Source organism: Micromonospora haikouensis (genome assembly GCF_900091595.1).
Taxonomy (GTDB): Bacteria; Actinomycetota; Actinomycetes; order Mycobacteriales; family Micromonosporaceae; genus Micromonospora; species Micromonospora haikouensis.
Map to the genome: position 1 here is coordinate 142,686 of NZ_FMCW01000012.1, position 20,758 is coordinate 163,443.

The 20,758-nt window shown below is 73.3% G+C and carries 22 protein-coding genes; 10 read left to right on the plus strand and 12 right to left on the minus strand.

Annotated elements, in window-relative coordinates:
• Positions 1-223 precede the first annotated feature (223 nt).
• Together GA0070558_RS14305 and GA0070558_RS14310 are read left to right on the plus strand one after the other, a co-directional pair.
• The gene (locus GA0070558_RS14305; RefSeq protein ID WP_256091935.1) at positions 224-2,554 is read left to right on the plus strand and encodes a DEAD/DEAH box helicase; all 2,331 of its coding nucleotides are present in this window, start codon (positions 224-226) and stop codon (positions 2,552-2,554) included.
• Between the two features lie 98 nt (positions 2,555-2,652).
• Positions 2,653-3,312 carry a putative glycolipid-binding domain-containing protein gene (locus GA0070558_RS14310; RefSeq protein ID WP_256091936.1) on the plus strand — a complete coding sequence of 220 codons (660 nt, stop codon included), beginning with the start codon at positions 2,653-2,655 and terminating at the stop codon, positions 3,310-3,312.
• An 80-nt stretch (positions 3,313-3,392) separates the two neighbouring features.
• Here the strand turns inward: GA0070558_RS14310 and cds1 are convergent, their stop codons facing one another.
• Positions 3,393-4,484 (minus strand): L-cysteine desulfhydrase Cds1, encoded by a 1,092-nt coding sequence (gene cds1, locus GA0070558_RS14315; protein ID WP_091279610.1) that lies wholly within the window; start codon positions 4,482-4,484, stop codon positions 3,393-3,395.
• A gap of 74 nt (positions 4,485-4,558) precedes the next feature.
• On the minus strand, positions 4,559-5,017 hold the full coding sequence (locus GA0070558_RS14320; RefSeq protein ID WP_091279612.1) for an Lrp/AsnC family transcriptional regulator: 459 nt from the start codon (positions 5,015-5,017) through the stop codon (positions 4,559-4,561).
• A gap of 268 nt (positions 5,018-5,285) precedes the next feature.
• Between GA0070558_RS14320 and GA0070558_RS14325 the strand changes: the two genes are divergently transcribed.
• Positions 5,286-5,552, plus strand: coding sequence for a BldC family transcriptional regulator (locus GA0070558_RS14325; RefSeq protein ID WP_043961351.1), 267 nt, complete (start codon positions 5,286-5,288; stop codon positions 5,550-5,552).
• A 109-nt stretch (positions 5,553-5,661) separates the two neighbouring features.
• Here the strand turns inward: GA0070558_RS14325 and GA0070558_RS14330 are convergent, their stop codons facing one another.
• Positions 5,662-6,291, minus strand: a complete 630-nt coding sequence (locus GA0070558_RS14330; RefSeq protein WP_043961350.1) for a UbiX family flavin prenyltransferase — start codon at positions 6,289-6,291, stop codon at positions 5,662-5,664.
• 130 nt (positions 6,292-6,421) lie between these two features.
• Here GA0070558_RS14330 and GA0070558_RS14335 point away from each other — a divergent pair, with 130 nt between their 5' ends.
• Complete coding sequence (locus GA0070558_RS14335; protein ID WP_091279615.1) at positions 6,422-7,435, plus strand: terpene synthase family protein; 1,014 nt, start codon at positions 6,422-6,424, stop codon at positions 7,433-7,435.
• Positions 7,436-7,498: 63 nt separating this feature from the next.
• On the opposite strand, the gene mqnP is transcribed toward GA0070558_RS14335, so the two are convergent.
• The gene (gene mqnP / locus GA0070558_RS14340) at positions 7,499-8,410 is read right to left on the minus strand and encodes a menaquinone biosynthesis prenyltransferase MqnP (RefSeq protein WP_077935625.1); all 912 of its coding nucleotides are present in this window, start codon (positions 8,408-8,410) and stop codon (positions 7,499-7,501) included.
• Positions 8,410-9,870 (minus strand): menaquinone biosynthesis decarboxylase, encoded by a 1,461-nt coding sequence (locus tag GA0070558_RS14345; protein ID WP_091279618.1) that lies wholly within the window; start codon positions 9,868-9,870, stop codon positions 8,410-8,412. Before GA0070558_RS14345 ends, mqnP begins: the two co-directional genes overlap by 1 nt.
• Before the next feature lie 102 nt (positions 9,871-9,972).
• On the opposite strand from GA0070558_RS14345, the gene GA0070558_RS34335 reads away from it, so the two are divergent.
• Positions 9,973-10,443 (plus strand): alpha/beta fold hydrolase, encoded by a 471-nt coding sequence (locus tag GA0070558_RS34335; RefSeq protein WP_256091937.1) that lies wholly within the window; start codon positions 9,973-9,975, stop codon positions 10,441-10,443.
• On the plus strand, positions 10,434-10,934 hold the full coding sequence (locus GA0070558_RS34340; protein ID WP_256091938.1) for an alpha/beta fold hydrolase: 501 nt from the start codon (positions 10,434-10,436) through the stop codon (positions 10,932-10,934). Before GA0070558_RS34335 ends, GA0070558_RS34340 begins: the two co-directional genes overlap by 10 nt.
• A 68-nt stretch (positions 10,935-11,002) precedes the next feature.
• Here the strand turns inward: GA0070558_RS34340 and GA0070558_RS14355 are convergent, their stop codons facing one another.
• On the minus strand, positions 11,003-11,611 hold the full coding sequence (locus GA0070558_RS14355) for a carboxymuconolactone decarboxylase family protein (protein WP_091279622.1): 609 nt from the start codon (positions 11,609-11,611) through the stop codon (positions 11,003-11,005).
• Between the two features lie 63 nt (positions 11,612-11,674).
• Between GA0070558_RS14355 and GA0070558_RS14360 the strand changes: the two genes are divergently transcribed.
• The 3 genes from GA0070558_RS14360 to GA0070558_RS14370 all read left to right on the plus strand — a co-directional run bounded on the left by GA0070558_RS14360 (position 11,675) and on the right by GA0070558_RS14370 (position 14,006).
• Positions 11,675-12,175, plus strand: coding sequence for a MarR family winged helix-turn-helix transcriptional regulator (locus tag GA0070558_RS14360; RefSeq protein ID WP_091279625.1), 501 nt, complete (start codon positions 11,675-11,677; stop codon positions 12,173-12,175).
• 170 nt (positions 12,176-12,345) lie between these two features.
• Positions 12,346-12,534, plus strand: a complete 189-nt coding sequence (locus GA0070558_RS14365) for a hypothetical protein (RefSeq protein ID WP_043961338.1) — start codon at positions 12,346-12,348, stop codon at positions 12,532-12,534.
• 110 nt (positions 12,535-12,644) lie between these two features.
• A complete protein-coding gene (locus tag GA0070558_RS14370) occupies positions 12,645-14,006 on the plus strand; it encodes a CBM96 family carbohydrate-binding protein (protein WP_218106996.1) in 1,362 nt (453 codons plus the stop codon).
• Between the two features lie 45 nt (positions 14,007-14,051).
• Here GA0070558_RS14370 and ccsB read toward each other — a convergent pair whose 3' ends face one another.
• Genes ccsB through hemL form a run of 6 tightly spaced genes read right to left on the minus strand, consistent with a single transcriptional unit; the run spans position 14,052 to position 20,224 of the window.
• Entirely contained in the window at positions 14,052-15,041 is a 990-nt protein-coding gene (ccsB, locus tag GA0070558_RS14375) for a c-type cytochrome biogenesis protein CcsB (protein WP_091279628.1), read from the minus strand.
• Positions 15,041-16,771, minus strand: coding sequence for a cytochrome c biogenesis protein ResB (gene resB / locus GA0070558_RS14380; protein WP_091279632.1), 1,731 nt, complete (start codon positions 16,769-16,771; stop codon positions 15,041-15,043). The genes ccsB and resB overlap by 1 nt, the downstream gene beginning before the upstream one ends.
• On the minus strand, positions 16,771-17,661 hold the full coding sequence (locus GA0070558_RS14385) for a cytochrome c biogenesis CcdA family protein (protein WP_091279636.1): 891 nt from the start codon (positions 17,659-17,661) through the stop codon (positions 16,771-16,773). Before GA0070558_RS14385 ends, resB begins: the two co-directional genes overlap by 1 nt.
• The gene (locus tag GA0070558_RS14390) at positions 17,661-18,236 is read right to left on the minus strand and encodes a TlpA family protein disulfide reductase (protein ID WP_091279638.1); all 576 of its coding nucleotides are present in this window, start codon (positions 18,234-18,236) and stop codon (positions 17,661-17,663) included. The genes GA0070558_RS14385 and GA0070558_RS14390 overlap by 1 nt, the downstream gene beginning before the upstream one ends.
• Entirely contained in the window at positions 18,236-18,883 is a 648-nt protein-coding gene (locus GA0070558_RS14395) for a histidine phosphatase family protein (protein ID WP_043961327.1), read from the minus strand. The genes GA0070558_RS14390 and GA0070558_RS14395 overlap by 1 nt, the downstream gene beginning before the upstream one ends.
• A gap of 3 nt (positions 18,884-18,886) precedes the next feature.
• A complete protein-coding gene (hemL, locus tag GA0070558_RS14400; RefSeq protein WP_091279641.1) occupies positions 18,887-20,224 on the minus strand; it encodes a glutamate-1-semialdehyde 2,1-aminomutase in 1,338 nt (445 codons plus the stop codon).
• A gap of 175 nt (positions 20,225-20,399) precedes the next feature.
• On the opposite strand from hemL, the gene GA0070558_RS14405 reads away from it, so the two are divergent.
• Positions 20,400-20,735, plus strand: coding sequence for an STAS domain-containing protein (locus GA0070558_RS14405; RefSeq protein ID WP_043961324.1), 336 nt, complete (start codon positions 20,400-20,402; stop codon positions 20,733-20,735).
• Positions 20,736-20,758: the final 23 nt, after the last annotated feature.

Below are 20,758 nucleotides of genomic sequence, written 5' to 3' on the forward strand. Positions count from 1 at the left end.
GGCCACCGAGCCGGACCGGAGGGCGGCTGAGCGGGCCGGGGATGGTGAGCCCGCCCACTACGGTCTCGTGGCACGGTGGCGGGTTTGCCTTGTCGCCGTACACTTGTCGTGATCCTTGACCCGGCGCGCGTGAGGCGCGCCCATGGGCGATCTTGCGGGCGATCCGGCGGCGTTCAGCTGCGGCAGGCCATCGCGAAGATGCGCCCCGCTCGAAAGGCATTTCTTGACCACGTTTGCTGACCCCAGCACGTTCCCGTCCGTCCTCGACACCACGGCCGAGGCGAACGACCCGGCCGACGCCCCCGCCGCCGAGACCGGCTCCGCCGACGTCGCCGGGACCGCCCCCCGCGACACCGTCGACGACAACGCGGCGCTCGAAACCGCCGTCGTCGACGACGCGGCGCTCGGCGCCGCCGCCGACGAACCCGCCAAGGCCGACGCCAGCGAACCCGACGCCGAGTCCGACGTCGCCGTGGACTTCGGCGCGCTCGGCCTGCCCGAGTCGCTGGTCCAGGCGCTCGACCGGCTGGGCATCACCACGCCGTTCCCGATCCAGCGGGCCACCGTGCCCGACGCCCTCGCCGGGCGCGACGTCCTCGGTCGGGGCCAGACCGGCTCCGGCAAGACCCTCGCTTTCGGCCTGCCGGTGATCGCCCGGCTCGCCAAGCGCAACCGGGCCCGCCCGCTGCACCCCCGGGCCCTGGTGCTGGTGCCCACCCGGGAGCTGGCCATGCAGGTCAACGACGCGCTCGTGCCGCTCGGCAAGGCGGTCGGGATCTTCCTGAAGACCGCCGTCGGCGGCGTGCCGTACGACCGGCAGATCGACGCGCTCCGGCGGGGCGTGGAGATCGTCGTGGCCACCCCCGGCCGGCTGGGCGACCTGATCAACCGGGGCGTCTGCCACCTCGACGACGTCGAGGTGACCGTGCTCGACGAGGCCGACCAGATGGCCGACATGGGCTTCCTGCCGGAGGTCACCGAACTGCTGGCCAAGACGCCGGCCGGCAGCCAGCGGCTGCTCTTCTCCGCCACCCTGGACGGTGACGTGGACTCGCTGGTCAAGCGGTTCATGACCGACCCGGTCACCCACTCGACGGCCCCGGCTACCGCCGCCGTGTCCACGATGGACCACCACCTGCTGCTGATCCCGCCGCACGACAAGTTCGCCGTGGCGGCGTCCATCGCCGCCCGGTCCGGCCGGACGATGCTCTTCGCCCGCACCCAGCTCGGGGTGGACCGGCTCGTCGAGCAGCTCGCCGCCGTCGGCGTACGGGCCGGTGGGCTGCACGGGGGCAAGACGCAGCGGATGCGCACCAAGACCCTGGCCGAGTTCCGCGAGGGCCGGATGAGTGTGCTGGTCGCCACGGACGTCGCCGCCCGGGGCATCCACGTGGACGGCGTCTCCCTGGTGCTGCACGTGGACCCGCCGAAGGACCCGAAGGACTACCTGCACCGGGCGGGGCGTACCGCCCGGGCCGGCGAGTCGGGTGCGGTGGCCACGCTGGTGCTGCCCAAGCAGCGCCGGACCACCCTCGCCATGTTGCAGAAGGCCGGCGTCGAGCCGGCGGAGACCCGGGTCCGGGCCGGCGACCCGGCCCTGGCCGAGCTGACCGGCGCCCAGGAGCCCAGCGGCGTGCCGGTCCGCGACGAGCCGCCCGCCCCGCGCCGGCACGGCGACCGTCCGGCCGGGCCGCGCCGGTTCGAGGAGCGGGGCGAACGCCGCTACGGCGACCGGGACGGCCGGGGCGAGCGTCGCTACGGCGACCGGCCCACCGGCGAACGCAGCTACGGCGAGCGCCGCTACAGCGACCGGCCCACCGGCGAACGCGGCTACGGCGACCGGCCCACCAGCGACCGGCCGACCAGCGAGCGCCGCTACAGCGACCGGCCCGCCAGCGAGCGCCGCTACGTTGACCGGCCGACCAGCGACCGCGGCTACGGCGACCGGCCCACCAGCGAGCGCGGCTACGGCGACCGGCCCACCAGCGAGCGCGGCTACGGCGAGCGGCGGCACGGCGATCGGGAGCAGCGCGTCGGCGGGGACCGCCGGTTCGGTGACCGCCCGACGGGCGAGCGCCGCCACGACGACCGGGGCGACCGAGGCTTCGGCGAGCGACGGTTCGACGACCGCTCCGGTGGCGACCGCCGCTACGGCGACCGGCCCACCGGCGACCGGCCCACGGGCGAGCGGCGCTACGGCGACCGGCCGACCAGTGACCGGCCCACCGGCGAGCGGCGCTTCGGCGACCGGACGGCCGGCCCGCGTCGGTTCGACGAGCGCGCCGGTGGGGAACGTCGCTACGGCGACCGCCCCGGCGGCGACCGCCGCCACGACGACCGGCCCACCGGCGACCGCCCCACCGGCGACCGCCCCACGGGCGAGCGCCGCTTCGGCGAGCGGGGCTTCGGCGAGCGGGGCTTCGGCGAGCGGGGCGGGGACCCGCGTACCGGCGACCGGCGGGGCGGCTTCCGCCCCGAGGGGCGCGGACGGGACGACCGGCCCCGTGACGACCGGCGCGGCTTCGGCGGGCGACCGCCGGCGCGTACCCACTGATTCTGACGACGACCGGAACGCCGCCGCGGAGCCCACGCTCCGCGGCGGCGTTTCCGCTTGCGCTGCCGGCCGGTCCGGCGTGCCGTAATGTCCGGTTCATGCCGACAATGCCGAAGTCGCTGTTCTGGGCCCGGACGGACACCGCCGGCAGCGAGCACGTGGTGTTCGACGACGGCGCCGGGCTCGGCGCGCAGGGCGTCGTGCTCGCCGTCGACCCGATCCCCTACACCTGCCGGTACCGGCTGACGGTCGGGCCCGACTGGGCGACCAGCCGGCTGGAGGTCGAGGCGGAGGGCGCGGGCTGGCAGCGGAGCGTGCGCCTGGAGCCGGCGGGCGACCGGTGGCGGGTGACCGCCGCCGAGCAGGGCGACCTGGACGCGGCGTTGCGGGCGGCCGGGCATCCGGCGGCCGGCCTGCCCGGCCTCGACGATCCGGACCGGCTGGCGGGCGCGGTGGACGTCGACCTGGGCGGTTCGCCGCTGTTCAACACCCTTCCGGTACGCCGGCTCGGGCTGGCCCCGGCCGCGACCACGACGTCGTCTCCGGGTCCGGCGGAGCCGGGGGCGGCGCACCGGATCACCGTGGCGTGGGTGCAGGTGCCCAGCCTGATGGTGCTGCCCGCCGAGCAGGTCTACGCGGCGCTCGGGCCCGGCCGGCTCCGCTTCGCCAGCGAGACGTTCACCACGGAGCTGGACGTCGACCCGGGCGGCTGGGTGCTGCGCTATCCGGGCCTGGCCGAACGCATCGCCCCGCGCTGAGGGCCCACGGCCGCGCGGTCCGTGTTAACAGGGGTCCCCTGTACAACAGAATGCGTTAACAGGGGGCCCTTCCTTGCGCTTCATGCGGGCCAGGCGCCGGTCGCCAGGAAGCGGTCGACGGTGGCCAGGTGCGGGGCGAGGTCGAGGCCCTGCCCGGCCACCCAGTCGTCGGCGTAGTACGTGTCGGCGTACCGGTCCCCCGGGTCGCAGATCAGAGTGACCACCGAGCCGGTGCGGCCCTCCGCGAGCATGCCGGCGATCAGGCCGAACGCGCCCCACAGGTTGGTGCCGGTGGAGCCGCCGACGCGGCGGCCGAGCAGCGCCGAGCCGGCCCGCATGGCGGCCAGGGACGCGGCGTCGGGCACCTGGACCATCCGGTCCACCACGGCGGGCAGGAACGACGCCTCCACGCTGGGCCGGCCGATGCCCTCGATCCGCGAGCCCCGACCGGTGCACACCGTCCAGTCGGCGGCCTGCCAGGCGGGGTAGAACGCCGAGTTCTCGGGGTCGACCACGCAGAGCTTGGTGGGCAGCCGCCGGAACCGGGTGTAGCGGCCGATGGTGGCGCTGGTGCCGCCGGTGCCGGCCCCGACGACGATCCAGGCCGGCACGGGGTGCCGCTCCAGCGCGAGCTGGGCGTAGATCGACTCGGCGATGTTGTTGTTGCCCCGCCAGTCGGTGGCCCGCTCGGCGTACGTGAACTGGTCCATGAAGTGCCCGCCGGAGTCCTCGGCGAGCCAGCGCGCCTCGACCACCACCTTGGCCGGGTCGTCGACGAGGTGGCAGCGCCCGCCCTGGAACTCGATCTGGGTGATCTTCTCGGGCGAGGTGGACGCCGGCATGACCGCGATGAACGGCAGCCCCAGCATCCGGGCAAAGTAAGCCTCGGAGACCGCCGTCGAGCCGGAGGACGCCTCGACGATCGTCGTCCCGGGGCCGATCCAGCCGTTGCAGAGCCCGTACAGGAACAGGGAGCGGGCGAGCCGGTGCTTGAGCGAGCCGGTGGGGTGCACCGACTCGTCCTTGAGGTAGAGGTCGATGCCCCACTCGCGGGGCAGCGGGAACGGCAGCAGGTGGGTGTCGGCGGACCGGTTGGCGTCGGCCTCGACCGTGGCGATCGCCTCGGTCACCCAGCGCCGGCTGGCCTCGTCGCACCGGTCGAGATGAGTCATGTTCGGAAACGTAGCAAGCGGATCGGCCCTGGTCGCCGGCCGGTCGAGGCCGGCGAGGCCGCCGGGTGGCCCGGTCAGGTCGCGGGGCGGGCGAGCGGTTGCGGGCGGTTCTCCCACTTGGTGGACAGCGCGATGCCCGTCCGGGTGGAGGCCACCCCGGGGGTACGGTTCAGCCGCACGATCAGCTGCTCCAGCTCGGCGATGGTGCCGACCCGGGCCTTGAGCAGGAACGACTCGACTCCCGCCATGAAGTAGCAGGACTCGATCTCGGGCATCCGCCGGAACGCCTCCAGCACGTCGTCGGTGTCGCCGCCGGAGTCCTCGACGATGCCGATGAGCGCGGTCACGCCGAGGCCGATGGCCTCGGGCTCGACCTCGGCCCGGTAGGCCCGCACGACGCCGCCCGACTCCAGCTTGCCGACCCGCTCGTGCACGGCCGGGGCGGAGAGCCCGACCTGGCGGGCCAGCTCGGCGTACGAGAGTCGGGCGTTGCCCTGCAACAGCTCCACGAGGCTCAGGTCGATGGCGTCCACGGACTGTGACCCTAGTCGTTGGGGCGTAACGCCGGTCGCCCGGCATGCGTTGCACATGACAGTAGGTGAGTGTCCGCAGACCTTCGGTCGAGGGAGAGCAGAGACGCCCCAGTTTACTAACTTCCCACTCAGTGCGTTTTTCGCGTTTGGCGGACAGGCCAGGTCGCTGGTGCTGTAATTGCCATACGTCCCTCATGACGGCTCTGGGCTCGCACCGGCCGGGGGCAGTGTGTTCAGCCGGGGGCTTCGTCGACGCGAGGAGGGGGCTGTGGACACTGGAGATCGCCTGCTGACACCGGGTGAGGTCGCCGCGCTGTTTCGGGTTGACCCGAAAACTGTGACGCGCTGGGCGGCGGCCGGCCGGATCGGCAGCATCCGGACTCCAGGCGGGCATCGCCGGTTTCGGGAATCCGAGGTGCGGGCCCTGCTTGAGGGGGAGGGCATGCTGGACGAGGCGGATGAGATGGGGAAGGCCCGTAACGTCGGCCCCGCCGCGTCGACCGGCCCTGGCCCGGCCAATGCCGGGATGTACTGAGCAGGTGCGCTGACGGGCACGGGCCGGCCAGTCCGGCCCGCGTCCCGCCACCGGTCCCGGGCGTCGGAAGCCCGCAGCGGCAGGGCCGACCACCGGCCCCGGACGTGGTTCAGGAGCGGGTGGCGCCCAGCTCGCCGGACCAGCGGCGGAACAGCGTGTGCGGCACGCCCAGCGCGTCGAGCACCTTCCCGGCCACGAAGTCGACGAGCTGCTGCGCGGAGGCGGACGCCCCGGCACCGTAGAAGCCGGGGCTGGCCGGCAACACCACCGCCCCGGCGTCGTGCAGGGCGATCAGGTGCTCCAGGTGGCTGCGGGTCACCGGCGTCTCCCGGGGCACGACCACCACCGGCCGGCGCTCCTTGAGGTTGACCTCGGCGGCCCGCTGCAACAGGTCCTTCGACAGGCCGATCGCGATGCCGGCGCAGGCCGCCGTGCTGGCCGGCACCACCGCCATTCCGCGTACCCGGTAGGAGCCGCTGCTGGGGCCGGCGGCGAGGTCGCCGGCGGGCCAGTGCCGCACGTCGGCGTCGCCCAGGTCGCGGCCGAGCCAGGCGGCGAGGTCCTCGGCCCAGTGCCCGTCGCGGAAGGCCCGCCCGGTCTCGTCGAGGATGGTCAGCCGGGCGGCCCGGGAGACGACCAGGTCCACCGGTTCGCCGGCGTCGAGCAGCCCCCGGACGACCGCAGCCGCGTACGGCGTGCCCGATGCGCCGGAGACTCCCACCACCCATGGTTCCCGCATGCCCTCCAGCCTGCCTGGTCACGGGGATGGTCCACCGACCGCCCCCACCCCGGGCAGGGTGGGGGGCATCGCACGGGGTCGACCTGCCATGCTGCCGAAAACGATTCACGTCCCACAGGGGGAATCGGTGATGACCGACGACATCCTCCGGTCGCTGCGCGCCGACTGCCCGATTCCGCCTCGGCTGTCGCCGTACGCCGACCGGGTGCAACGCTGGCTCGACGACCGGCTGCCCGGGGTCGGCCTGCCGTTGGACTCCCCCGCCCTGGACCGGTTGTCCCGCGCCCGGTTCGCCCGGTACGCGGGCCGGCTCTACCCGGAGGCCACCGAGCCCGACCTGCGCGCCATCGCGGCACTGTTCACCTGGTTCTTCCTGGTCGACGACGCCTGCGACCGACCGGACCGGCTGCGCCCCGACCAGATCCTCGCCCTGCGGGACGGGACGCTCCGGCTGCTGCGCGACGGGCCCCGGGGGCGACACCCGGGCCTCACGGGCCCACTGCGCCGGCTGCTGGTGCGGGCGTGGCGGGAACCGCGCCGCCGGATGCCGGCGCGCTGGCGGGAGAGGTTCACGGACGCGGTCGGTAACCACCTGCACGGCGCGTGGCTGGAGGCGGTGGAGAAGGCGGCCGGCCGCCCGCCGGACGTCGCCCGGTACGTCGAGCTGCGCCGGGCCACCTCGGCGGCGTACGTGTCGTATCCGCTGATCGAGTTCGTGACGGGCCGGCCGCTGCCCGACGCGGTGTACCACCACCCGCGGCTGCGCGAGATCGGCGATCTCGGCAACGACCTGCTCTCCTGGTACAACGACATCGCCTCGCTGGAGCGGGACCGGGCCACCTCCGGCGGGCACAACCTGGTGCTGGCGCTGGCCGCCGAGCGGGGCGTCGGGGTGGAGGCGGCGCTCGGCCCGGCCGCCGAGCGGTGGCGGGCGGCGATGCGCCGCTTCGTCGAGCTGCGCGCGGGCGTGCCGTCGTTCGGGCCGGCGCTGGACGAGGCGGTCGCCGACCACCTCGACGGGGTCGCCGCCGCCGTCCGGGGCACGATCGACTGGACGCTGGAGAGCGCCCGCTACGGAGGCGGCGATGGCGGTAAGGAGGGGCCCCTTCTTAACGCTTCAGGTAGAGCAGGGGCCCCTTCTTAACAACGCTGGGCAGCGGCGGGAGCAGCGCGGGCAGCAACGCCGGGGGCGGCGGCGAGGGCTGGCTCAGGGGCGCAGGCCCAGTCTGGCCACGAGGTCGACCAGCGCGAACACGAACAGCGCGATGCCGACGAACCCGTTCGCCGTGAAGAACGCCCGGTTGACCTTGCTCAGGTCGGTCGGGCTGACCACCAGGTGCTGGTAGCCGAACGCGGCGGCGGTGAGGGCCAGCCCGATCCACCACGGCCAGCCGAACCCGACGAGCGCCCCGAACCAGACGAACAGCGCGAACGTCACCACGTGCGCGACGGTGGAGGCGTGCAGGGCGAACCGCAGCCCGTACCGCGCGGGCACGCTGTGCACGCCGATCTCGCGGTCCACCTCGGCGTCCTGGCAGGCGTAGATCAGGTCGAAGCCGCCGATCCACAGGCCGACGGCCGCGCCGAGCAGAAACGCCGGCCACGAGCCGGCGAAGGTGCCGGTGACGGCGAGCCACGCGCCGACCGGGCCGACCGCCTGGGCGACCGCGAGGATCGCGTGCGGCCAGTTGGTGAACCGCTTGCCGTACGGGTAGACGACCAGCGGGACCACCGCGAGCGGCGCGAGCGCCAGGCAGAGCGGGTTGAGCAGGGCGGCGGCGGCGAGGAACACCACGAGCGCGACGCCCGCGCCGGTCCAGGCCGTCCGCACGCTCACCGCCCCGGTGACCAGTTCCCGGGCGGCGGTACGCGGGTTCCGCGCATCGATCCGCCGGTCGAGGATGCGGTTGGCGGCCATGGCGAACGTCCGCGCCCCGACCATCGCCACGGTGATCAGCAGCAGGTCGAGCCAGCGCACCCGGCCGCCGTCGACCTGCATCGCGGTCAGCGCCGACAGGTACGCGAACGGCAGCGCGAAGACGGAGTGCTCGATCGCGACGAGCTTGAGGAAGGACTTGACGCGGCCCGGCCGCGCGGGCGCAGCGGCGGCGGTGGCCATCAGATCCCGTACTCCTTCCAGCGCTTGTCGACCAGGGAGACGACCTCCGGTGCCATGGTCATCTCCTCGGGCCAGCCCCGGGTGTAGCCCTCGCCTGCCAGCTTGCGGGTGGCGTCGACGCCGACCTTGCCGCCCCAGAACTGCTGGTAGGAGGAGTGGTCGAGGTGGTCGACGGGCCCCTCGGTGAGCAGCAGGTCGCGGGCGTAGTCGACGTTGCCGAACGCCCGGAACGCGACCTCGTGGTAGTCGTGCACGTCGCAGTCCTCGTCGACGATCACGATCAGCTTGGTCAGCGACATCAGGTGCGCGCCCCAGATGGCGTTCATCACCTTCTGGGCATGCTTGGGGTAGCGCTTGCGGATCGACACGATCGCGCAGTTGTGGAAGACCCCGGCGGCCGGCAGGTCGTAGTCGACGATGTCGGGGATCAGCAGCTTGAGCAGCGGCTGGAAGATCCGCTCGGTGGCCTTGCCGAGGCCGTGGTCCTCCTGCGGCGGCTTCGAGGTGACGATCGAGTGGTAGACGGCGTCGCGCTGCATGGTCATCGTCTCGATGTGCAGCACGGGGAACGGCTCGACCGGGGTGTAGAAGCCGGTGTGGTCGCCGAACGGCCCCTCGGGCAGCCGCTCGCCGGGCTCCAGGTAGCCCTCCAGCACGATCTGGGCGTGCGCGGGGACCTGGAGCGGGACGGTGAGGCAGTCGACCATCTCGACCCGCTCGCCGCGCAGGAACCCGGCGAACAGGTACTCGTCGATGTCGCTGGGCAGCGGCGCGCTGGCCGCGTACGAGACGACCGGGTCGCAGCCGATCGCGACCGCGACGGGCAGGCGCTGGCCGAGCCGCTCAGCGACCGCGTGGTGGGCGGTGGAGTCCTTGTGGATCTGCCAGTGCATGCCGAGGGTGTTGCGGGAGTGCTGCTGGAGCCGGTAGAGGCCGAGGTTGCGCTTGCCGGTCTCGGGGTGCTTGGTGTGGGTGAGCCCGTAGTTGTGGAAGATCCCGCCGTCGCCGGGCCAGACCTGGAGGCCGGGCAGCCGGCCGAGGTCGACGTCGTCGCCGGAGTAGACCACCTGCTGGCAGGGGGCCGTCTTGACCTTGCGCGGCGGCACCGACTTGAGCTGCATGACCTTGCCGAGGCCCTCGCGGATGCCGGACCAGCCGACGGGCAGCTCCGGCTTGATCAGCGCGCCGATCCGCGCGCCGATCTCGTCGAGCGAGTCGACGCCCAGCGCCATCGCCATCCGCTTCTCGGTGCCGAACAGGTTGATCGCCACCGGCAGCTCGCCCCGGGTGGGGCGCTCGAACAGCAACGCGGGGCCGCCCTCGCGCACGGTCCGGGTGACGATCTCGCTGATCTCCAACGTCGGGTCCACGGGGACGCGGACGCGGCGCAGCTCCCCCGCCCGCTCCAGGGCCGCGAGGAAGTCCAACAGATCGGTGTACGGAAACCCACGAACCGCCATGCCCCCCAGTCTCCCGCACCGTGCTGAGGTGCAAGGAAGGGCCCCTTGTTAACGCTTTCCGTAGAGGAAGGGCCCCCTGTTAACAAGCCCGGTCAGCGGGCGGTGGGCGTCTCCACAGCCGACCGGCGCTCGTTGGATCGGGTGGCGGTGCGCCGGGTGGTCGGGCCGCCGGGGGTGGGAGAGGGGGCGGCGATGGGCGACGGACGGGTGCCGGCGGGGTTCACCGAGCAGCGGACCCAGGTCGGCGCGGTGGCGATCAACTACGTCCGGGGCGGCCGGGGACCGACCCTGGTGCTGCTGCACGGCTACCCGCAGTGCTGGCGGATGTGGCGGGGGCTGCTGCCGGAGCTGGCCGACTCGTACCACGTGATCGCCCCCGACCTGCGCGGCTTCGGCGACAGCGACGCCCCGCCCGACGGGTACGACAAGAAGACCGTCGCCGCCGACCTGCACGGGCTGCTGACCGGCCTGGGCCTGGCCGGCGACATCCGGCTGGTCGGCCACGACGTCGGCACCATGGTCGCGTACGCCTACGCCGCCGCGCACCCGCCGAGGTGTCCCGGTTGGTGCTGACCGAGGCGCCGATCCCCGACGAGAGCATCTACGCGTTCCCCGCGTTGACCGCCGCCGGGCCGGCGGTGTGGAACTTCGGCTTCTTCAACCTCGCCAACGGCCTGCCGGAGGAGCTGGTCGCCGGCCGGGAGTCCCTCTGGGTGGACCGCTTCACCGACTCGATCATGGTGCACAAGGGCAGCATCGGCGCGGACGACATCGAGGAGTACGCCCGACATCTGACCGACCCGGCGCACCTGCGGGCGAGCTTCGCCTACTTCCGGGCGTTCGGGCAGGACGTCGTGGACAACGCGGCGTACCGGAAGCGACCGCTGCCGATGCCGGTGCTCGCCATCGGGGCCGCGGCCAGCCTCGGCGGGCAGGTGGCCGACCAGGTGCGCCGGTATGCCCGCACGGTCGAGGGCCGAGTGGTCGAGGACTGCGGCCACTGGCTCTTCGAGGAGCGCCCGGCCAAGCTGACCGCCCTCCTGCTCCCCTTCCTACACGACTGACCCACCCCACCCCGGCCCCCTGCCCCGCCCCCCGGATCGGTGATCAAGAGAAGAGCGTCAGAGTTGATCTATGCGGTGACACTTTTCTCTTGATCACCGGGAAGAGCCGGGCCGAGACGAGCTGGGTCGAGAGGAGCCGGGTCGGGCAGAGCCGGGTCGAGGGGGGCGTCCAGGAGGCGGTTGGCGAAGGTGGAGATGGTGTACGCGCCGATGCCGAGCACGACGTCCAGCGCGTGCCGGGGCCGCCAGCCGGCCGAGAGGAAGGCGGCCACCTCCTCGTCGGGGACGTCGCCCCGGTGATCGAGCACGGCGACGGTGAACCGGCGCAGCGCTTCGAGTCGCGGTGCGGGCAGCGCCGCCCCGGCGCGCAGCGCTTCGATCAGTGCCGTGGTGCCGTCGTGTCGGGCCAGGGTGGCGGTGTGCATGGCCACGCAGAGCTGACACCCGTTGCGGGCGGCGACGGTGAGCACGACCACCTCGCGGGCGACCGGGTCGAGATCGGTGGACTCGAAGACGGCGGCGGCGCCCAGGAAGCCCTTGAGCAGCTCCGGAGACTCGGCCATCAGGGCGACGGCGGCGGGCAGGTGCCCGAGCTTGCGGCGGACCCCGGCCATGGCGGGCCGGGCGGCGGCGGGCGCGGTGTCGAGGGTGTGGATGGTGAAGGCCGATCGAGACATGGACAACCTCTTCGCGTACGATAGTCAACGTGGTTGACCAAATAGTAAACGTGGTTGTCGAACATGGCAACGGCTGACCCCGCGAACACGGCGACGGCCGACCCGGAGCGCCCCGGCTTCCTGCTGCCGCTGCTGTTGCTGGCCGGCTTCCGTACCCTCGTCGACGACCTGCACGCGGAGCTGGCCCGGCAGGGGCACGCGGACCTACGGCCGGTGCACGGCTTCGTGCTTCAGGCCGTCGGCCCGGCCGGCACGACCGCCAGCGAGCTGGGCCACCGCCTCGGCGTCTCCAAGCAGGCCGCCGGCAAGACCGTCGACCGGCTCGTCGTCCTCGGCTACCTGGAACGCGCCGACGACCCCGCCGACGCACGGCGCAAGCTCATCCGGCTGACCGACCGGGGGCACGACGGGCTGCGCCGCTCGGCGACCCTCTTCGACGAGCTGCGGGCCCGGTGGGCGCAGACGCTGGGCGAGCAGCGGGTGAGCGCCCTGGAGGACGACCTGCGCCGGGTCGCCCAGCCGAACTTCTTCCGGCTCGACGTCCCGGGCTGGTTCGGCACCTGACCGACCACCGGGGCCCGCACCGCCAGCAGCCGGAACAGGTGGAGCAGTTGTGGAATCACGGCGGCCAGGCTGCCCGGGTAGCGGATGCCGGACTGCTTCGTGTAGTTGGACATCTCGCAGAAGCGGGTTGGCGCTCGCTCCGAAGGCGCACCCGGCGACAGGATGGGGGCATGGACGACGCGTACGTGTCCGGCGACCCGGACGGCCTCTCGCCCCTGCTGGTCCGCATCCGCGACGCCGTGGCCCGGGAGCTGCACGCCCAGCTCGCCATGCGGTCGGACCGGATCGAGCTGGCCGACGTGCCGGAGATCGCCTACCAGGTGACGCTCCGCGTCGATGGGGTGATCACCCGGCGGTGACCAGCCGTTGACACGACGGTGACGGATCCCGGGGTCCACTCGCCGGGTATGGGCGGGCCGGGAGGCAGCGCCGCGAGCCGTGGCGGTCGGCCGGCCCGGACGGAGATCCCATGAGCACACGCGCTTCCCACCGCGTGCTGACGGCCCTCGCCCTCGTGGCCGGGCTGCTCGGCGGCGCGCCGCCGGCTACGGCGGCCACCACGACCGTGACGTTCCTCCCCGGCCAGGACACCTACGTCAACTCGTCGAGCCCGAACACGAACTTCAACAGCACCAACTCGCTCATGGTCGGCGCATCCCCGGCCCGGATCTCGTACCTCCAGTTCACGGTCACCCGGCTGAGTGACCCGGTCACCAGCGCCCGCCTTCGGCTGCACGTCCAGAGCGTCACCAACGCCCCCAGCCCGGCCGGCGGCACCGCACAGCAGGTCGGCACCGACTGGTCGGAACGCACGCTGACGTACGCCACCCGGCCGCCGTCGATCGGCGGACCGCTCGGGTCGCTCGGCACGGTGCGCAGCAACACCTGGTACGAGCTGGACGTCACCGCCGCCGTCACCGGCAACGGGCTCGTCGCCTTCTCCCTGTCGTCCACCAACCCGGACGGCGCCTTCTACGACAGCCGGGAGTCCGCCACCTTCGCCCCGCAGCTGATCGTCGGCACCGGCACCCCGCCCACCGGCGACAACGTTCTGCTCAACGCCGGGGACATCTCCGCGTGCAGCACCACCGGGGCGGCGCAGACCGCGCAGATCATCGCCCGCGAGCCCGGCACCGTGATGGCCGGCGGCGACCTCACCGACAGCGGTACGGCGGCCCAGCTCGCCAACTGCTACGGCCCGACGTGGGGCCAGTTCAAGGACCGGACGAAGCCCATCCTCGGCAACCACGACTACCTGACCGCCAACGCCAAGCCCACCTTCGACTACTTCGGCCCGGTCCTGCCGCCCGGCAAGGGCTACTACTCCTTCGACAAGGCCGGCTGGCACATCGTGGTGCTGAACACCAACTGCTCCCAGGTGGGCGGCTGCCAGGCCGGCTCGGCGCAGGAACGGTGGCTGCGCGCGGACCTGGCCGCGCACCCGACCCGCTGCACCCTGGCCCAATACCATCATCCGCTGTTCAGCTCCGGCGGCCGGACGTCGTCGAACGTGCGGCCCCTGTTCCAGGCGCTCTACGACGCCGGGGCCGAGATCGTCGTCAACGGGCACAACCACCAGTACGAACGGTTCGCCCCGCAGAACCCGTCCGGGGTCGCCGACCCGGCCCGGGGCATCCGGGAGTGGGTGGCGGGCACCGGGGGCCGCCCGCTGATGAGCACGTTCCCCGAGCCCGCCGCCAACAGCCAGGTCCGCAACGGCAACACGTTTGGCGTGCTCAAGCTGACGCTTTCCCCGAGCAGCTACACCTGGCAGTTCCTGCCGGTGCTCGGCGGCACCTTCACCGACTCGGGCACCGGCACCTGCCACTGACCCGGGCCGGGTCCGGCCCGCCCGTGCGGGTCGGGCCCGGCGGGGTCAGCTCACCCCGGCGTACGAGTGCAGGCCGGTGAAGAAGAAGTTGACGCCGAACAGGTTCATCAGCACGGTGAGGAAGCCGACGATGGCGAGCCAGGTCGCCACGTTGCGTCGCACGCTCGGGGTGGCCCGGGCGTGCAGGTAGCCCGCGTAGACCACCCAGGAGATGAACGCCCAGGTCTCCTTCGGGTCCCAGCCCCACGGCCGGCCCCACGCGGCCTCCGCCCAGATCGCCCCGGCGATCACCGCGAAGGTGAAGACCGGGAACGCGAAGGCGTGCAGCGAGAAGGTCAGCCGCTCCAGGCCGGCCGCCGCCGGCAGCCGCTTCGCCAGGGTGTACGGGAAGCTGCGCTTGCCCTGCTCGTAGCCGTTACGCATGAGGAACGCGACCGCCGGCACGACGCCCAGCAGGAAGATGCCCGACGAGAAGCTGATCGTCGACACGTGCACGATGAACCAGTAGGAGTTGAGCGCCGGGGTCAGCGGCACCACCTCGACATAGAGCTTCAGCTCGGCGAACGCCAGCAGCAGCACCATGACGAGGGTGAGGAACAGCCCGAGGCGGCGCAGCGAGGGGCGCTTCCACAGCACGGCGAGCCACGCCGCCGTGCCGATGAACGACACGGTCAGCACGAACTCGTACATGTTGCCCCAGGGCATCCGGTCGGCGGCGATGCCGCGCGTGACCGTGGCGCCGAGGTGCAGCGCGGCGGCGAGCGCGGTGATCCACACCGCGATGCGGCCGGCGAGCCGGCCCCGGGCCGTCGAACGGTCGACGCCGACCGGCGGGGCGTCGGCCTTGGCGACGGGACCGTCGGGAAGGACGCCGCCACCGGCACCCACCCCCGCCCCGACCAGCTCGCGCGCGGGCGCGGCGGGCCGGGCGACGGCGCGGGCGTTGCCCAGGGCGTACTCGACGGCGTGGCTGATCATCGCGATCAGGTACGCCAGGGTCGCGAACGTGACCAGCTGGTCGGAGAGTGCGGACATCACTGCGCTCCTTCTCGCGTCCCGGCCGGGCCACGCGCTGTTGCCTCGCCGGCCCGCTCGCCCGGCGTCCCGTCGCCGCGGATGGCGGCGACGAGCTGCGCGAACTCGTCGGCGAACCCTGGATAGTCGGTGCGCGGCAGGCCACCGGCCTCCACCAAGCTACTACCGGCCGTCGGAGATCCACCGGCGGGGTCCGCCGCAGTCTCCGTCGCGCCGGTCGCCGGGGGCGTCCCGGCCGGCGTGACGCGGAACCAGACCCGGCGGCGCTTGCCGAACAGCGCGCCCATGAGGCCGATCAGCAGCGTCGTCGAGCTGACCAGCAGCAGGGCCGAGCCGGGGTCGTACCGGACCGAGATCGTGATGTACGGCTGCGTGCCGACGAACTCCAGCACGCTGCCGTCGTCCAGCGTCCACTTTTCGCCGACGGCGAGCTTGCGGTCGCCGATCTGCTTGAGCTTGCCGTTGCTGACCTGGCGCTGGTCGAGCTGGTAGACCGAGCCGGGGATGCCGGCGTCCATGCCCAGGTTGCCCCGGTAGGCGACCAGCACCACCGCCGGGTTGCGCTCGGTCGGGAACTCCGACCGGGTGAACGGGGGCTGCTGCGGCGCGGTGGGCAGGTAGAGCCCTTCGAAGGCGACCTGGAGGTCGGCGTTGCGCTTCCCCGTGGCCGGGTCGACGTTGACGTCGGGGAACGCGGCCACTCCCTCGCTGGTCAGGGTGGCGTCCCCGGTGGTAAGGAACGGGAAGTTGCTGGTCTGCGTCTTGCCGTAGCGGTCGGTGTAGCGCAGGACCGGCGCGTAGCCGTGGCCGAGCAGGTAGACGTTGGCGCCGCCGAGGCGCAGCGGGTCGTTCACCGAGAAGGACGCGGTGCGGGTGGCCCGGCCCCGCTCCTCCACGTCGACCGTGGCCCGGTACGACTCCGGCTGCGCCGACTCCAGGAACGTCGCGTCGAACTTCTTCAGCGTCAGGCAGAACGGCGGCAGGTCGGCGCTGTCGACGCGGGGGCCGAGCTTGGCCTCGGCGTACTGCTGCCGGGTGTTGCAGAACGCGTTGTCCGGGCCGGCCACCAGCAGCTTGTTGCCGTGCCAGCCGTACCACGAGCCGAGCGCGACCCCGAGCAGCACGGCGATGAGCGAGGTGTGGAACAGCAGGTTGCCGGTCTCCTTGAGGTAGCCCTTCTCGGCGGAGACCTCGGTGCCGCGCACCTGGACCCGCCAGCGGCGCCGGCGCAGCTCGGCCGCGATGGCCTCGACGGCGACAGCGTCGGCCACGCCGGCCTCGGCTCCGGGGCCCGCCGTGCCGACGCCGGTCAGCACCGCGTGCTGGGGCAGCCGGTCGAGCCGCTTCGGCGCGGCCGGCGGCTTCGCCCGCAGGGCGCGCACGTGGTCGCGCAGCCGGGGCACGATGCAGCCGATCAGCGAGGTGAACAGCAGCAGGTAGATCGCCGAGAACCAGACCGAGCCGAACACCTCGAACGCGCCGATCCGGTCCAGCTTCGGGGCCAGGTCGGGGTGCTCGGCGAAGTACTTGTTGACGTTCTCCGGGTTGACCCCGCGCTGCGGCAGCACCGAGCCGGGGACGGCGGCGACCGCGAGCAGGAAGAGCAGGATCAGCGCCGTACGCATGCTGGTGAGCTGCCGCCACGAGTTGCGCAGCAGGGCCAGCACGGGGTTGGGCCGGCGGCGGGGGGCGTCGGCCGGCGGTGCCGGCCGGTCCTCGACGACCGTCATCAGATGCTCACCTCGCCCACGCCGACGGTGGTCTGCAACCAGATCACGAAGTTGGTCCACCCGCCGGTGACCAGCGCCAGGCCGATCAGGATCAGCAGGACCCCGCCGACGCGGGTGACCCAGCGGCTGTTGCGCCGCACGGCGCGGAACACCCCGAGCAGCCGGTGGAAGGCCAGCCCGAAGACGACGAACGGCACCCCCAGCCCGAGGCAGTACGCCACGGCGAGCACCACGGCCCGGTCGAGCTGCCCGCCGGGGGTGGCCATGCCGAGCACCGCCGCGAGCGTCGGGCCGGTGCAGGGCATCCAGCTCAGCGCGAAGACCGCGCCGAAGACGGGGGCACCGAGCAGGCCGGCGGCGGGCAGCCGCTGGATGCGGAACTCCCGTTGCAGGCCGGGGAGCACTCCGACGAAGGCCAGCCCGAGCACGACGATCAGCACGCCCGCGCCGATCTCCAGCTGCCGCTCGTACTGGATGAGGACCCGGCCGACGCTGGCGAAGAGGATCGCGGTGGCGGTGAAGACGGCGGTGAAGCCGGCGATGAAGAGCAGCGTCCCGGCGAGCACCCGCCCCTTGACGGCCGCGCCGGTCCGGCTGCCCTCCCGGGTACGCTCCGCCGCCCGTTCCCGCACGGCGACCCCGCCGCCGGCCGGCTCCCCCGGCGCGGGGGTGTTAACAGGGGGCCCCTGCTCTACAGAAGGCGTTAACAGGGGGCCCTTCCTTGCACGCTCCAGGTCGGTGCCGGCCAGGCCCGTCACGTAGGACAGGTAGCCGGGGACCAGGGGGAGGATGCACGGGGAGAGGAAGCTGACCAGACCGGCGAGCGCCGCCGCGCCGATGGCCAGCAGCAGCGGGCCGCCGCTGGCGATGTCGTGGAAGGTCTCGCCCATCAGCGGGAACCGTCGGGCGCGGGCTTCTCGGCGGCGATCCGCTCGACGATCGGTTGCAGCCGGTCCTGGGTGACCGCCGACCGGATGACCACGGCGACCCGGCCGTCCCGGTCGAGGATCACGGTGGCCGGGATGGTGTTCGGCGCGATGTCGAAAGCGAGGGCCAGCCGGCTCGGCGGGTCGAACAGGCTCGGGTAGGTGACCCGGCCGGACTCGAACGCGAGCGCCTTGTCCCGGTTGTCCTGCACGTTGATGCCGAGGAACGTCACCCCGGAGCCCTTGGTGGCCTGGTAGGTGGCCTCCAGGTCGTCGGCCTCGGCCCGGCAGGGCGGGCACCAGGAGCCCCAGAAGTTGACCACGACGACCTGCCCGAGGTCCTTCGCGATGTCGTAGCTGCCGCCGGTGAGCAGCTCACCTGCGAGCTTCGGCGCGGCGGAGCGCTCGTCGGGGGCGCACTCGATGACCCCGTCGGTGGTGGCGCAGCGCCGCTCCTGGCTGTCGCCGGAGCAGCCGGCCAGCGCCGCCGTGGCCGTCACGGCCGCGAGGAGTCCGGCGATCCACCTTCGGGCTGGCATCAGGCCCCCTTGGCCGTCCGGGCGGTCGGCGATGTGGCGACGAGGTGCGCGGCGGGCTCCGAGTAGCCGATGCCCACCACCTTCGCGCCGTCGAAGTGGAACGAGGTGAGGCTGGCCAGCCCGCACTGCCGCTTGCGCGGGTCGTGCCAGAGCCGCTTGCGCTCGACGTACCGGCGCAGGGTCCAGATGGGGAGCTGGTGGGAGACCAGCACGGCCTCCCGGCCCTCGGCGGCGACGCGGGCCGCGTGCAGGGCGGCGAACATCCGCTCGGCGATGGCCCGGTACGCCTCACCCCAGCTCGGGGTGACCGGGTCGCGCAGCACCCACCAGTTGCGCGGGTCGCGGAACGACCCGTCGCCCGGGGAGACCTTCTTGCCCTCGAACCAGTTGGCGCTCTCGATCAGCCGCTCGTCCACCCCGACGGGCAGGCCGAACTGGGCGGCGATCGGCTCGGCGGTCTGCTGGGCGCGTTCGAGCGGGCTGGCCACCACGTGCACCACGTGCCGCTCGGCGAGCCCCTGGGCCGCCGCCTTGGCCATCTGCACGCCCAGCTCCGACAGGCGGAAGCCGGGCAGCCGGCCGTAGAGGATCTGGCCCGGGTTGTGCACCTCACCGTGCCGCAGCACGTGCACCACCGTCTTGCTCACCGGTTACCCCCCGTTGCCTGCCGCTGCCGCCGCGTTCGCCGCCGCCGGCAGGGCCGAGGCGATCCGCTCCAGGGCGGCGTCGTCGATCGCCGCCGAGACGAACCAGGACTCGAAAGCGCTCGGCGGCAGGTAGACGCCGTCGGCGAGCATCGAGTGGAAGAACGCCCGGAACGCCGGGACCTGCTGGGTCCGCGCGCTGTCGTAGTCGACCACGTCGGCGTCCGTGAAGAAGATCGAGAACATGCTGCCCGCGTACGACAGGCGGTGCGGGACCCCGGCGGCGGCCAGCGCGTCGGCGGCGAGCTTGCCCACGACGGCGGCCGTGTCGTCGAGCCGGCGGTAGACGGCGTCGTCGGCCAGCCGCAGCGTGGCCAGGCCGGCGGCGCACGCGAGGGGGTTTCCGGAGAGCGTGCCGGCCTGGTAGACCGGCCCGGCCGGGGCGAGTCGCGCCATGATCTCCGCGCGCCCGCCGAAGGCCGCGGCGGGCAGCCCGCCACCCATGACCTTCCCGTACGTCCACAGGTCGGCGTCGACCGGGTCGAGCCCGTGCCAGCCGGAGCGGGACACCCGGAACCCGGTCATCACCTCGTCGACGATGAGCAGCGCGCCGTGCGCGTGGGCGATCCGGGCGAGCTGGGCGTTGAACCCGTCGCGCGGGGCGACCACGCCCATGTTGCCGGCCGCCGCCTCGGTGATGACGGCGGCGATGTGCTGCCCCTGCGCGGCGAACGCCTCCTCGACGGCGGCGACGTCGTTGTACGGCAGCACGATGGTCTCGCCCGCCGCCGCGCCGGTGACGCCGGGCGAGTCGGGCAGGCCGAGGGTGGCCACGCCGGAGCCGGCGGCGGCGAGCAGCGCGTCGACGTGCCCGTGGTAGCAGCCGGCGAACTTGATGATCTTGGAGCGGCCGGTGTGGCCCCGGGCCAGCCGGATCGCCGACATGGTGGCCTCGGTGCCCGAGTTGACCAGCCGGACCTGCTCGACCGGGGTCCGGTCGACGATCTCGGCGGCCAGCTCGACCTCGCCGGGGGTCGGGGTGCCGAAGCTGGTGCCCAGGGCGGCGGCGGCCTGGACGGCCTCGACCACCTCGGGGTGGGCGTGCCCGAGCAGCAGCGGCCCCCAGGAGCAGACGAGGTCGACGTAGCGCCGACCGTCCGCGTCGTAGAGCCAGGGACCCTCCCCCCGGACCATGAAGCGCGGCGTCCCGCCGACGGCCTGGAACGCGCGCACGGGGGAGTTGACCCCGCCCGGCACGATGGCGCGGGCGCGGTCGAACAGGGCCTCTGAGGCCGGCGCGTCGGCTGGGTAGCGGCCGGATCCGGCGGAGAAGTCATCGGTCACGATGCGGCCATTGTGTCAGCGCCGGACGGCGAATCGGCACCCACCCCTGATCGGGGTTACCGGGCTCACCCCTGCGGTGGGGCTCGACGAGGGCTGGGACGGTCGCTGCGGCGGGCCCCGCCGCGCCTGGTCGCCTCGACGGGCCGGGTGGGCGAGATCGCGATAGGCTGACCGGGTGGATCGTGCCGAACTGTCCATCACGGTACACCGGACGGGCGATGAAGCCGTGCTTCGCCTCGCCGGTGAGATCGACATGCTCACGGCCGCCCAGCTCTCGACCGCCGTCAACGAGGCGCTGGCCGACCCGCCGCCGCGCATCGTCCTCGACCTGGGCGGCGTCACCTTCTGCGACTCCCAGGGCCTGGGCACCCTGGTCGTCCTCAGCCGCAAGGCCAGCCACGCGCAGAGCCTGCTGGTCCTGACCAACGTCGGCGACTTCCTGCTGCGCGTCCTGGACATCACGGGCCTGCGCTCGGCCCTCATGATCCGCAACGGCGCGCCCGCCGACTGACCCGGGCGCCGGTCGCACCCCGG

What these genes read in the sequence shown, in the direction of transcription:
- GA0070558_RS14310 (WP_256091936.1), top strand. Translation starts at nt 2,653, where the DNA reads ATGCCGACAATGCCGAAGTCGCTGTTCTGGGCCCGGACGGACACCGCC.
- GA0070558_RS14335 (WP_091279615.1), top strand. Translation starts at nt 6,422, where the DNA reads ATGACCGACGACATCCTCCGGTCGCTGCGCGCCGACTGCCCGATTCCG.
- GA0070558_RS14390 (WP_091279638.1), bottom strand. Translation starts at nt 18,236, where the DNA reads ATGCCAGCCCGAAGGTGGATCGCCGGACTCCTCGCGGCCGTGACGGCC.
- GA0070558_RS14360 (WP_091279625.1), top strand. Translation starts at nt 11,675, where the DNA reads ATGGCAACGGCTGACCCCGCGAACACGGCGACGGCCGACCCGGAGCGC.
- GA0070558_RS14345 (WP_091279618.1), bottom strand. Translation starts at nt 9,870, where the DNA reads ATGGCGGTTCGTGGGTTTCCGTACACCGATCTGTTGGACTTCCTCGCG.
- cds1 (WP_091279610.1), bottom strand. Translation starts at nt 4,484, where the DNA reads ATGACTCATCTCGACCGGTGCGACGAGGCCAGCCGGCGCTGGGTGACC.
- GA0070558_RS14370 (WP_218106996.1), top strand. Translation starts at nt 12,645, where the DNA reads ATGAGCACACGCGCTTCCCACCGCGTGCTGACGGCCCTCGCCCTCGTG.
- resB (WP_091279632.1), bottom strand. Translation starts at nt 16,771, where the DNA reads ATGACGGTCGTCGAGGACCGGCCGGCACCGCCGGCCGACGCCCCCCGC.
- GA0070558_RS14385 (WP_091279636.1), bottom strand. Translation starts at nt 17,661, where the DNA reads ATGGGCGAGACCTTCCACGACATCGCCAGCGGCGGCCCGCTGCTGCTG.
- GA0070558_RS14330 (WP_043961350.1), bottom strand. Translation starts at nt 6,291, where the DNA reads ATGCGGGAACCATGGGTGGTGGGAGTCTCCGGCGCATCGGGCACGCCG.
- GA0070558_RS14365 (WP_043961338.1), top strand. Translation starts at nt 12,346, where the DNA reads ATGGACGACGCGTACGTGTCCGGCGACCCGGACGGCCTCTCGCCCCTG.
- mqnP (WP_077935625.1), bottom strand. Translation starts at nt 8,410, where the DNA reads ATGGCCACCGCCGCCGCTGCGCCCGCGCGGCCGGGCCGCGTCAAGTCC.
- ccsB (WP_091279628.1), bottom strand. Translation starts at nt 15,041, where the DNA reads ATGTCCGCACTCTCCGACCAGCTGGTCACGTTCGCGACCCTGGCGTAC.
- GA0070558_RS14355 (WP_091279622.1), bottom strand. Translation starts at nt 11,611, where the DNA reads ATGTCTCGATCGGCCTTCACCATCCACACCCTCGACACCGCGCCCGCC.